Here is a 12,053-nt window from a genome sequence, read left to right as displayed (position 1 = left end):
ATCCATGTAGGCAACAAAGAGTAAATTGCCCCTAGGCAGAACCCTTAGGGCAGCGCATGTTTGGCATTTATACTACGTTATCGTCTGTTTATGGGGAATAACCACACTACATAGACTCTGCGCCTAAATACCAAACATACTGCTGCAAATTTAACCTCAAAAGATAAACAGGCCCTAAATAAGCTGTATTAGTTTATTCGTAATCAATTACTTCTAGTAATTCATTCAATTTACTTTCTGGTAGGCATTCGCCTTTATCCCAATAAGAGTTTAGTAGTGTAGTTAAACTGCCAATACGCTGTGACTTTTTCTGCATTTGCTCAATCAAAATGTCAGCTTCTTTTTGTTTTTTTTCTAAACGTTCGATTATTACTGTGTGGTTTAGCTCGCCGTTTTCGTTACGTAATAAAGGTATTTCGTTGAGTGAAAACCCCAAGCTTTGTGAAAATTTAATTAATTGCAGTTTTTCTAAGTTTTGTTGGGTGTACAGCCTATAACCATTAGCACTGCGAGTGGTTGGTGCTAATAACCCTTTGCTTTCGTAAAAACGAATAGTGCTGGCAGGTATGTTGGTAAGTTTTGCAAGTTCGCCTATTTTCATAACTAATAATAACTCCACTTTACATAAACTTAGTAGGTTGACCTTCAAGCTAACTTTAAGGTTATAGTTGTTTTAATGTCAATTTAATTAGCCAATAATTATGCGCAACCCTGTGTTTACCTCCTTTACCTTGCCAAGTGGTTTAGTATTAAAAAATCGTATTGCCAAAGCCGCTATGGAAGAAAACCTAGCACAAGAGGACCAAACGCCCTCCCAAGCACTTAAAAATGTTTATAGCGCATGGGCTAAAGGCGGTACAGGGCTAATTATTACTGGCAATGTAATGGTTGATCATTTAGCGATGACAGGCCCAGGTGGCCTAGTGCTTGAGCAAAGTACCGATATTACTGCCTTTGCAGAGCTTGCTCGTTTATCAAAGCAAAATAATTGCAAAGTGGTGATGCAAATTAATCACCCTGGTAGGCAAGTATTTAAAAAAATGGGTGGAAAGGCTCTATCAGCGTCAAGTGTTGCACTTAATATGGGTAAGCACTCGCACTTATTTGGCGTACCAAAGGCAATGACGCAAACCGACATTGACGATGTTATTACCCGCTTTACACAAACTGCACTACAAGCCGAAAAAGCCGGTTTTAATGGCGTACAAATACATGCAGCGCATGGCTATTTACTTGCCCAGTTTTTATCGCCACTTACCAATAAGCGCGACGATAAATGGGGGGGAAGTTTACAAAATAGAGCCCGTTTACTTCTCGAAATAACCCGCAGTATCAAAGCAGCTTGCTCCCCCACCTTTTCGGTTTCGGTAAAGTTAAACTCTGCAGATTTTCAACGTGGTGGGTTTGAACCCAGTGACGCGCAAGTTGTAGTGGATTTATTGAATGAACTCAATGTTGATTTTGTAGAGCTTTCGGGTGGTAGCTACGAAGCCCCTGCAATGCAAGGTAAAACAGGTGACGAACGCACACTTGCCCGCGAAGCATACTTTTTAGAGTTTGCAAAAGCGATTAGCCACCGCTCATCAATCCCAATAATGACCACCGGCGGCATTAGTCGCTTATCTATTGCCAACAACGTGATTGAAAGTGGAGTGGCCCTCGTGGGTATTGCCACTGCGCTTGCATACCAACCAAATTTACCAAACAAATGGCAAAATGAGCCACTGCAACTAGCCGTATTACCCAGTGTTACTTGGCAAGATAAAACCCTTGCAGGGCTTGCCACTATGGCACTGGTAAAAAGGCAAATACGCCGTTTAGGCCAAGGTAAACCTGTAAAAACAAACGCTTCACCAATATTTACTTTAATTAGCGACCAGCTACGTTCGATTAAATTAATTAAGCGTTACCGCAATCGCTTTGCTAGAGAGATTAACTAAGCTTTGGTATTCACTCTTTTTATACATTTCGGTTTTGTTTACTAATTTTTACACTTAAATAAATGTAACCATTTTTATGTTGTGTAAATGAGTATTAAGGCGTGCACCAATTTGGAAGTTTGCTTTTTTATCAAGCTATTATAGTGCACTATTTTGTGCATATTAAAGTACTGTACGAGTAAAGAAAATAATCATTCTAAAATGTTAATAAAAGTGTGCGTTCAGCGTTTGTTAATTTAACCATCTTATTGAAAGTATTGATATTTATTGCTTCTCCCTCGCTTGAACTTGGTTGGAATTTATACTAGCTTATAGCGTAGATATTTAACCTTACTCAAGGAGAATAGTTACATGGTATCTCGCAGAAATTTTATTAAAGCAGGCGCTGCTTTAGGCTTAGGCTCTATTTTTAGTGCTTCAGCTTTGGCTGAACAATTAAAGGTAAAAATGTCTAACGGCAGTGTTATGCAAACTAAAGGATCAATAGATAAAAGCGCTGCTCTGCCCACAAACGATGTTACTAACGCTAAGCATTACCGGCCTGAATCAAGAATGGGCTTAGGCGGTCTTGCCGCTGGGAATGGCTTTAATACTATATCAAGCGATGCAGAAATTTTAACAATGCTAAATGCAGCATGGGATTCTGGTATTCGTCATTTTGATACGTCACCTTTTTACGGCTTAAGTTTAAGTGAAAGACGCTTCGGTGATTTACTTCGAAACAAAAAGCGTGAAGATTATGTTTTATCCTCAAAAGTAGGTCGCCTTCTTACCCCTTCAGCAGAGCCTCTAGAAAATAGTTGGCATTGGGCTGATCACTCACCTTTTCATTATAAATATGATTACTCTGCATCAGGTACGCGTCGTTCAATAGAAGACACGTTGCATCGTATTGGTGTTGCCTCACTCGATATTGTTTATATTCACGATTTATCACCGCAAAATAGTGATATGGGAGATGACTGGCTTAAGTATTTTGATCAAGCGGCTAAAGGTGCTATTCCCGAGTTAACTAAAATGCGTGATGAAGGAATAATTAAAGGCTGGGGTTTTGGAGTAAATACACCTCATGCTATTTATAAAGCGCTTGATATGTCAGACCCTGATATTTGCTTACTAGCGCTGCAATATTCAATTTTAGATCATAAGCAGGCACTTGATAAAACCTTTCCTATGCTTGATAAACGAGGTGTTTCAGCAGTCATTGGTGCTCCGCTTAATGGTGGTTTTTTAGCCGGTCGTAACCGCTTTAATTATTCACCTAAAATTCCTGGGCCTATGCAGCAAAAGTTTAATGCAATAAGCGACATTGCATCTAAACATGGGATTGATATTAAAACAGCTGCACTGCAATTCGCAGAGGCGCCTTCAACGGTATCCTCAATTATTCCTGGCGCACGCACGGCAGATCAAATTAAAGCTAATGTAGCCTCAATGAAAGTTACCATACCAAGCGAATTTTGGAGTGAATTGAAATCTAAACAGCTTATTGCAGAAAACGCCCCCATACCTGCATAACAAAATAGGTGTGCCATTTGCTTGGCACACCTCGTTATAGTCAGTATGGTTTATTTTTAAGCAGCGCTTAGTAGTAAGTATATTGATTGTTGGGCATTTGTATAAGCGCAGCTTGCTGGCGTTTAAAACGTAGTTTTTAAAATTAGTTTTTAGGTAGTTAGAAGCTTTGCTTCTCGCGTGAGCAAGCTCTACGCCTACCGGAAAACTTAACGTTGTGGTTAAAATTAACTTGTATAAGTGCAGCTTGCTGGCGTTTAAAAACGTAGTTTTTAAAATTAGTTATTAGGCAGTCAAAAGCTCGGTTTCTCGCGTGAGCAAGCTCTACATGCTGTGTCTCGATAAATAATAGACACAAGGCGCAGAGCTAATAGGTAGGAAAAATCTACCGATTACACTACCTCAAGCAGTAAAAAATTTTATATAACAGCTCGTAACCTTATAAACCAAATGAACATCTCAGTGAGTATGTTAAAAGAGGATTGTTTAGTTGTGGTTGGTCAAAAGCATTATTACGTGCCTATTACCTATTAAGCGTATCGGTATCATGCTGCACTTCATCCTAGTGGTGAGAGCGTGTGGAACATATTAAAAGAGCTAAATATATAAAGCAAAAAGCTACTGTAAACCCCCATTACAGTTAGCCGGCAAATAGTAAATTAGCACTACTTAGTCAATTGAGCAGTGCTAATTGGTTTAATTAAAAACCACATTTACCGTTATTTATTGCCATTGCGCTTTTGCCAAAACGATCTCAATACCCCACAACTTTGCTTTTATAAACTTAAAAATATCAAGCACATTGCGATTTATTAACCCATTTTTTGTAAGGTTGGTACTTATCGTACAACACATTAAAAATATACGTGTATATAAGTATAAACACTAAAAATCCAGCTTCTAATGCTGTAGCGGCTAGCCATGTAATATTTAAATACCAAGCAAGTATTGGCAGCGTTATTACTAACATACCCAGCTCAAAGCCACATGCATGCGTAATGCGGGTTACTAAACCTCGCTCGATTCGGTTATGCCCAGCTATTGTATCAAACACTATGTTGTAAATGTAATTCCAAAGCATGGCGAAGATTGATAAACCAACACCTACTATTGCCATTTTTCCTGTTGCAAACCCACCAAAATAAACTGATGCAGGTATAACAAAAGATAATGCTATCATCTCAAATATTAGCGCCTGAAAAATACGTTCTGCTGTGTTCATATATAAATAACTTCTTAAGTTGATGACGATGGCTGTATTTTCATTCATTATAAAGATATGTGTTAGTTACTTAGTATCGGGAAAAGCGATATGTTTAGTATTGAACAGCTTCAAGCATTTGTGGCTACCGTTGAAGCTGGATCGTTTTCAGCTGCTGCGCGCGGTTTAAGTAAAGCGCAGTCGGTAATAAGCCAGCATATTATTAATTTAGAAATAGACTGTAATGCGACATTATTTGAGCGCACAGGGCGCTATCCACAATTAACCGAAGCCGGTAAACAGTTACTCCCCCAGGCTAAAGCCGTGCTTAATCAACACCAGCGATTAACAAACTCTGCATTAGCACTAAATGAAAAAACACCAACCGAAATCACTATCGCACTTGACGAAGGGATCCCGTTTAAAACTATCGCGAGTATTATTAGCAAGCTGCAAAGTAAGTATCCTTACGTATCGCTTGAGTTTTTAAGTGCATCCAGCCATGACATAATTGACATGCTAAACAGCGAAAAGCCTATAACGGGTATTATTTTTAGTGAATTAAATATACCGAGCTACTTAGACTATGAATGTATTGGATCGGTAAAATTTGATTTATATGTTGCTAAATCGCACCCTTTAGCGGGGATCAGATGTGAAAATATGGATGGCCTTCGGCTACATCGACAACTTCTTCTTCGTTCTCGCAATACGCAAACAAGTAGCTTTCAGCTAAAAATTAGCCCAGAGATTTGGTATGCCGATAATTACTTTGTATTACTCGAGCTAGCAATACAAGGTAACGGGTGGTGCTTATTACCAAACCATGTAGCTGTAGATGCAGTACAAAGTGGTGAGCTGGTTAAACTTCCTCTTGAGTTTGAAGAAATGGGTTGGTTGGCTAATGTTGATGTATTACAGCATCAGCAACACAGTAATCAAGAGGTGTTTAAAGTACTAAGAAATTTACTACGGAATTTTTTAAAAATTTAGCTTTTTATATAATGCCTGTTAGGCGGTTTACTTTTTATTACGCTAAATCCCAGTAAGGTGTATCGCCATAAAAGTCACTTGCAAAATCAACAAAAGCACGTACTTTACTCGGTAAAAACTGCCTATTAGCGTACACCATATACAGTCCCATTGGGTCGGGTTCGTAGTCTTGTAAAATGCGCACTACTTTGCCTTGAGCCAGCGCCTCCCCTGCAATAAATGTGGGCTGCATAGCAATACCACCTCCCGCAATGGCTGTATTTAGTAGTAAGTCACCATTGTTAGCCACAAAGTTACTTTCAAGCTTTAGCTCGCTTTTTAACTCATTAACCCCAAATAATCGCTTTGTGGGTTCGCTGTGGGAATAGCGTAAATAATTATGTGACTGTAAATCTAAAAGCGTTTGTGGCGTGCCATGGCGTTCTAAATAGTCGGGTGACGCAAATACAGCTAAACGTATAGGGGCAATTTTTTTAGCTATCAACGTTGAGTTTTTTAATACGCCAATGCGCAGAGCAATATCAATACCCTGCTCTACTATATCTACATATTGGTCGGTGAGCCGTAAATCTAACTTTAAATTTGGATACTGCTTTTGAAAATCAACCAACAAACCTGCTAAATGCTTAGTACCAAACGACATAGGCGCACTAATACTAAGCACACCCGATACACTTTCGCTTAAGTTGTTTAGTGAGTTTTCCATGTCTTCAATATCAATAATCACCTGCTGACAACGCTGATAATATTGATTTCCAGCCTCTGTAACACTTACTTTTCGTGTTGTACGGTGTAATAAACGCGTGCGTAGATTATCTTCCAGCGCAGAAATATATTTGCTGACTAACTGCGGCGAAATATCGAGTTTATCGGCCGCTTTTGAAAACGATCCTTCTTGCACAACGGCTAAAAAGGTCTTCATGGTGGTGAGCTTATCCATTTTTTAACAATACTTTGTTGATAATGTATAAATAAGTATCATATTTATCGTCAAAATAGAAACTTATATAGTGTTTATAACGCATCTACTTGTTTAAGGTTTTAGTATGACTCAGCCTGCTTTATTTATATCTCACGGCTCGCCAATGATGGCTGTTCAGCAATCGGCTACGTCAGATTTTTTTGCATCATTAGGTCAAACGCTTAGTAAGCCTCGTGCTATTGTGGTGTTTTCTGGCCACTTTGATGAAGCGCACGATATAGTTATTACATCCGGAGATGCGCCGCATACTATTCACGACTTTTATAACTTCCCCAAGCCCCTGTATGAAATTCAATACCCAGCACCAGGAGATCCTAAGCTTGCTAATACTATTAGTGAGTACTTTTACAAAGCGGGTATTAAAACGGTGAAAAGTGCAGATCAAGGGTGGGATCATGGTGTGTGGATCCCGCTGCGCTTAATGTACCCAGCAGCTAATATTCCCATTGTTCAGGTGTCTATTAACACGCGTTTAGGCGCTCAGGCGATGTATAAATACGGGCAGTTACTTGCACCACTGCGCAGCGATAACGTATTAATTATTGGCTCCGGCGGTATTAGTCACAATCTACGTGAAATATTTAAAAGCCCTGCTACACCTAATCGTGTTCAAATGGTTAATGAGTTTACTCATTGGGTTGAGCAAAAATTAATAGCGCAAAACACCCAAGCGTTACTTAACTATTTAAATGAAGCACCCCATGCTTTATTTAATCACCCTACCCAGGAGCACTTTTTACCTCTTTTTGCAGCGCTTGGAAGTAGTGACGGTAAAGCCAAAAAAATACATGAAGATATAGAAATGGATATTTTAGCACTCGATGCTTATAAGTTTTATTAATTTGAGCGTTCGTTCAAATTAAGTTAAGCTGTAAGCAAGTACTCTAAAACCAACTTAATTTATTTTATTGCGGAGCAAACATGGCAACTACACTTGCATTTGACGTATACGGTACGCTAATAAACACTCATGGCGTACTGTCCTTACTCGACGACATGATTGGCGATAACGCCCAAGCATTTTCAAATACATGGCGCGAAAAGCAATTAGAGTATTCATTTAGACGTGGATTAATGCAAAATTATATTCCTTTCTCGCTATGTACAAAACACGCACTCGATTACGCCTGCTTAGCGCACAAAACCGAGCTAAGTGAAGATCAAAAGGGGCAACTGCTAGAGCTTTATAAAACGCTTCCTGCGTTCGATGATGTAAAAGCAGGCCTTGAGCAATTAAAAGCGAAGGATTACCGTTTGTTTGCATTTTCAAACGGAGCTGCCGACGCAGTTCATACCTTATTAGAAACCGCTGGCATTAGTGAGCTTTTTGAAGGGGTAGTAAGTGCCGACGACGTTAAAACCTTTAAACCAAACCCAGGGGTTTATAGCCACTTTTTACGCGAAACCAATTCAACAGGCGCAAACACGTGGCTTGTATCAAGTAACCCGTTTGATGTAACCGGTGCCATATCGCACGGCATGCGCGCGGCGTGGATTCAACGATCTGAAGACTCAATCTTCGATCCGTGGGAAATACAGCCAAATACTATTGCAACCGACTTACTCGATTTAAAAGCAAAATTAGAAAGCGTTAACTAATTTTCTATTCCCCCTTTTGCTTATGGTATTAAGTGCCGTGGGTGTAAAGGGGGTTTACGTTTTAACTATTTACTCCCGCCTTTATTAGCTCAATTACTGTATTCATACGTTTTGCCAACGGCCTATTTCGGTGATGGCACACATAAATAGATTCACTAACCGGACATTCTAAATGATGTTTTTTTACAAGTTGTGGCTTATTGAATGCGCCAACAGCATGAGCAGGTAATACCGTAAAACCCAGCCCTAAGCTTACAGGTTCTAGTATTAAACTAATTTGGTTAGAAAATCCCGTACGTGTTATTTGGTCAATATGCTCAAACTCACTGTAGTTTTCGCTTAGTAGTAGCTGCGCATGATGGCTTGCATCGGGATGAGCAATAAACCCTAGCTCACACAGGGTTTGCCAATTAGGCATGTTTATACCTGCAGGCGTTACAAGTAGTAGTGGCTCTTGGCTTATTTTATGGCTGGTTAGTTCGCTAAATGTTGGAGCTTGAGTTAAAAACCCGATGTCGGTACTGTGGTTTGCTACAGCTTGTTCAACACTTACATTAGGCGCAAAGCGGTAATCAATAATCAGCTCTTTATGCTCAGATTGCAGTGCTAATAATTGATTATAAAACTTTAAACCACAACTGCCCGGAGATTGAATCTTTACCGCTCCGCTGTACGGCGAATCATCTTTTAATTGTTGTTCTAAAAACTGCCAATCTTTAAGAAGCAGGCTGCCCTGCTGATATAAGTTTTGGCCCTGAGGAGTAAGAGAAAACTGCTTACCATGGCGCTCAAGTAGAGCGCAGTTAACTTGTTGCTCTAGCTTTTTAATGTGCTGACTTACACCAGATTGGGTCATATAAAGGCGCTCAGCTGTTTGGGTAAAATGATTTACCTCAACCAAAGTACAAAACGTATTTAACCATGTTGGATTTATCATTACAAAACGTACTCAAAATGATGATTAATGATAATTTTACTTAATGTTGGTCGATTCGTAAACTAACTCCATCAACTAGTCACAAGATAAGTCACAAGTTAAAGAGGAAGCATTATGAGTCATACATATCCACGTAGTTTTTCGCACATTGGTATTTCGGTTCCCGACGTTGAAAAAGCAGTCGAGTTTTACACTAAGGTTATGGGTTGGTACACCATAATGGAACCGACTTTAATTACCGAAGACAAAAGCCCAATTGGTGAAATGTGTACAGAAGTATTTGGCGAAAAGTGGGAAAAATTCAAAATAGCGCACCTATCTACAGGGGATCGTATTGGCGTCGAAATTTTCGAATTTAAAAACCAAGAAAACCCAAAAGACAATTTTGAATACTGGAAAACAGGCATCTTTCATTTTTGTGTTCAAGACCCTGATGTAGAAGGTTTAGCTGAGCGTATTGTAGAAGCTGGCGGTAAAAAACGTATGCAAGCCCCTCGTTATTACTACCCGGGTGAAAAGCCGTACCGCATGATCTACATGGAAGACCCGTTTGGTAACATCCTTGAAATTTACAGCCACAGCTACGAGCTTATTTACAGCGCAGGCGCTTACTAAATAGCACTTAGCTAAAAACAAAGACCGCAGTATTTATTACTGCGGCCTTTTTGTTTCAGTTATAGAGTTTTTAAATACACTTCACCGTCTTCTTATTCTCTATAACTTGTTTTTGCTTAGCTTGTGCAGCATGTTTTGCCCTGAGTTGAAAATATTATCAACCTCCAGAAAAACACTACCAATCGAACTGTGTCCTAGTGAATTTATGAACGACATAATGTATTTGTCAGGAACTTTTGCTCTTATCCACAAACAGGCTACATGTCAGTACCGCTGAGATTAAAAAACAAAATATTACGCTTAATGTAAATAATATAAAGTTTTCATTTTTTGATATAGCTCCTCCTTTAAGGAGTATTTCACCGCTATTAAGTGCATCTATTCCTATATAGATCATCAACGGAATTACAAAAAATGCATTGCTGAGCTTAATAAGTAAGTCCTTTGATGAAAGACTTACTAATTGAGAAGCATCATGCTCTTCCTCGTCTCTATTTAATAGTTCGGCTTTTAATCGCTCAAAGCGTTCAGGGTACAAAGCCCTATCAATAGACGTGATAGCTTCTTGCAATTCAGTAATAGAATATTCTGAATAATTTGGTTCCATCTATTAAACCTTCTCCAGTGCCTAACGCTTACATAAACGGAAAAATATAGTTGACCAAAATGGTTTTAGGAACAAAAAACAGCCAGCTATAATTTTTTCATTTGATATTTACGTTAGGTTTTTTAGTTAAATGTATATAAAACAAGTATATATAGCTAATGGGCCAAAGTAAGAATATGGAAGCTACTAGTTTAAAGTGTCCATTTTATATGAATGTGCTTGTGCTGAAAACCAACTTAATAAAGCTCCAATTACACATAAAATCTTAAGAATGTTACCAAACCAGTGTTCATTAAGGAAACTCATAAAACTGGTGTTTTGACTTGCAAATATAAATAACAAAAGAGCTGAGGTACCAAATAAGAGACAGCTTCTTGATTCTGAACATTTTAGTAAGAATAGGCTAAAACCATCTTCCATGTTTTCACTAAAAAGTGGATGCTTCATAGAACTCCATTTAACATCTAACAATTTTATAGGCCGCGAATCGAGCATACTTCTGCCGATGTCACGCTCATGTTTCTACTTTATACAGTTTTAACAAATTACCTAAGGCATTGCTATCAAAAGCTATTTAATATTTACAAGCAAAGTTAAGGCATATAAATGCGCGTTTCGCTCATTTCCTTGATTATGTAAGTAAGCAGCAGTTTGGCTGGCTTAATAGGTATTACAAGTATATGATATTGATAATTATTTGCATTAAAGTGTTTTAAAGGTGTGTATGAAAAAGTCTATGTTAACTCTGGCGTTAGTTACGGGTTTGAGTGGTTGTAGCACAACAACTGTGCCGCCTGATAAAAGCTCATCGCTTTATTACACTGCGCTTTATAATGCACAAGCAAAGCCTGTTAGCTCTGTATTATTAGAGCCCAAGCTATTAAATGCCGATGTGGTTTTAGTAGGTGAATGGCATACGCACCCGGGTGTGCATTTATTTCAGGCTGAGTTATTTGAGCAATTAAGCAAAAGTAATAAACGCACTGCCCTTTCGCTTGAACAATTTAGCCGCGCGGATCAGCCTATTTTAAACCAGTATGTTAAAGGTGAAATTGGTGAGCAATATTTAATTGACAACACCCAAGCGTGGCCAAATTACAAAAGTGATTACCGTGCGCTGGTAGAGCTGGCAAAAACGAACAATAGCGATGTAATAGCTGCAAATGCCCCTAAAAATATAGTCACCTGTATTAGCAGGCAAGGCATAAGTTATGTAAATAAACTTGATGAAACACAGCAGAGCTTCATTGCAGCCACTATGGATACCTCAGCAAGTGATTATAAACAACGTTTTATGACCTCGATGCATCACGGCTCGCCAAGTCAAAATGAAAACTATTATGCTGCGCAAGTTACCTGGGATGAAACCATGGGGGAGTCTATCGTTAACTATTTAAATAATCATAAAGATGCGCAGGTAATGCATATAGCGGGCGATTTTCATGTAAAAAATGGCGAAGGTATAGCGCGCGTTATTAAGCGTTTAGCGCCAGAGCTAAATGTTGTGTGGATATCGCCGGTTACAAGTGTGCAAGCTAACCAAACAGGGTATCAGTTGCAAGTTAACCCTTTGCCACCCCGTTATGTGCAAAAAGAACATCAGCAAGCTGCTTTTAAAGCTTTAGCTAAACGAGGCGAGCAAACGTATTGCCAATAATAAAATT

The 12,053-nt window shown here is 38.9% G+C and carries 13 protein-coding genes; 7 read left to right on the top strand and 6 right to left on the bottom strand.

Features of this window, described 5'->3' with window-relative positions; genetic code table 11:
* Positions 1-193: 193 nt before the first annotated feature.
* A complete protein-coding gene (locus tag CXF64_RS00840) occupies positions 194-601 on the bottom strand; it encodes a MerR family transcriptional regulator (protein WP_101216064.1) in 408 nt (135 codons plus the stop codon).
* A 100-nt stretch (positions 602-701) separates the two neighbouring features.
* Here CXF64_RS00840 and CXF64_RS00835 point away from each other — a divergent pair, with 100 nt between their 5' ends.
* Positions 702-1,940: an NADH:flavin oxidoreductase/NADH oxidase family protein gene (locus CXF64_RS00835; protein ID WP_101216061.1), complete on the top strand. Its 1,239-nt coding sequence runs from the start codon at positions 702-704 to the stop codon at positions 1,938-1,940.
* Between the two features lie 351 nt (positions 1,941-2,291).
* Entirely contained in the window at positions 2,292-3,458 is a 1,167-nt protein-coding gene (locus CXF64_RS00830; protein ID WP_101216060.1) for an aldo/keto reductase, read from the top strand.
* A 790-nt stretch (positions 3,459-4,248) separates the two neighbouring features.
* Here CXF64_RS00830 and CXF64_RS00825 read toward each other — a convergent pair.
* Positions 4,249-4,677, bottom strand: a complete 429-nt coding sequence (locus tag CXF64_RS00825; protein ID WP_101163556.1) for a PACE efflux transporter — start codon at positions 4,675-4,677, stop codon at positions 4,249-4,251.
* A gap of 90 nt (positions 4,678-4,767) precedes the next feature.
* Between CXF64_RS00825 and CXF64_RS00820 the strand changes: the two genes are divergently transcribed.
* Positions 4,768-5,649, top strand: a complete 882-nt coding sequence (locus tag CXF64_RS00820; RefSeq protein WP_007583664.1) for a LysR family transcriptional regulator — start codon at positions 4,768-4,770, stop codon at positions 5,647-5,649.
* A 37-nt stretch (positions 5,650-5,686) separates the two neighbouring features.
* Here the strand turns inward: CXF64_RS00820 and CXF64_RS00815 are convergent, their stop codons facing one another.
* On the bottom strand, positions 5,687-6,589 hold the full coding sequence (locus tag CXF64_RS00815) for a LysR family transcriptional regulator (protein ID WP_101216059.1): 903 nt from the start codon (positions 6,587-6,589) through the stop codon (positions 5,687-5,689).
* A 106-nt stretch (positions 6,590-6,695) separates the two neighbouring features.
* Between CXF64_RS00815 and CXF64_RS00810 the strand changes: the two genes are divergently transcribed.
* Together CXF64_RS00810 and CXF64_RS00805 are read left to right on the top strand one after the other, a co-directional pair.
* Positions 6,696-7,472: a DODA-type extradiol aromatic ring-opening family dioxygenase gene (locus CXF64_RS00810; RefSeq protein WP_101216058.1), complete on the top strand. Its 777-nt coding sequence runs from the start codon at positions 6,696-6,698 to the stop codon at positions 7,470-7,472.
* A gap of 80 nt (positions 7,473-7,552) precedes the next feature.
* Positions 7,553-8,230: a haloacid dehalogenase type II gene (locus CXF64_RS00805; RefSeq protein ID WP_101216057.1), complete on the top strand. Its 678-nt coding sequence runs from the start codon at positions 7,553-7,555 to the stop codon at positions 8,228-8,230.
* Between the two features lie 61 nt (positions 8,231-8,291).
* On the opposite strand, the gene CXF64_RS00800 is transcribed toward CXF64_RS00805, so the two are convergent.
* On the bottom strand, positions 8,292-9,167 hold the full coding sequence (locus tag CXF64_RS00800) for a LysR family transcriptional regulator (protein WP_101216056.1): 876 nt from the start codon (positions 9,165-9,167) through the stop codon (positions 8,292-8,294).
* A gap of 114 nt (positions 9,168-9,281) precedes the next feature.
* On the opposite strand from CXF64_RS00800, the gene CXF64_RS00795 reads away from it, so the two are divergent.
* The gene (locus CXF64_RS00795; RefSeq protein ID WP_007583656.1) at positions 9,282-9,782 is read left to right on the top strand and encodes a lactoylglutathione lyase family protein; all 501 of its coding nucleotides are present in this window, start codon (positions 9,282-9,284) and stop codon (positions 9,780-9,782) included.
* A gap of 226 nt (positions 9,783-10,008) precedes the next feature.
* Here CXF64_RS00795 and CXF64_RS00790 read toward each other — a convergent pair whose 3' ends face one another.
* Together CXF64_RS00790 and CXF64_RS00785 are read right to left on the bottom strand one after the other, a co-directional pair.
* Positions 10,009-10,389, bottom strand: coding sequence for a hypothetical protein (locus tag CXF64_RS00790; protein ID WP_101216055.1), 381 nt, complete (start codon positions 10,387-10,389; stop codon positions 10,009-10,011).
* A gap of 186 nt (positions 10,390-10,575) precedes the next feature.
* Positions 10,576-10,836: a hypothetical protein gene (locus CXF64_RS00785; protein ID WP_101216054.1), complete on the bottom strand. Its 261-nt coding sequence runs from the start codon at positions 10,834-10,836 to the stop codon at positions 10,576-10,578.
* Between the two features lie 277 nt (positions 10,837-11,113).
* Between CXF64_RS00785 and CXF64_RS00780 the strand changes: the two genes are divergently transcribed.
* Entirely contained in the window at positions 11,114-12,046 is a 933-nt protein-coding gene (locus CXF64_RS00780) for a ChaN family lipoprotein (protein ID WP_101216053.1), read from the top strand.
* Positions 12,047-12,053 lie beyond the last annotated feature (7 nt).

Origin of the sequence: Pseudoalteromonas sp. GutCa3 (assembly GCF_002836155.1) — a bacterium.
GTDB classification, from domain to species: Bacteria; Pseudomonadota; Gammaproteobacteria; order Enterobacterales; family Alteromonadaceae; genus Pseudoalteromonas; species Pseudoalteromonas arctica.
The sequence above is the reverse complement of the archived record's forward strand: the minus strand, read 5'-3'. Positions and strand labels throughout refer to the sequence as shown.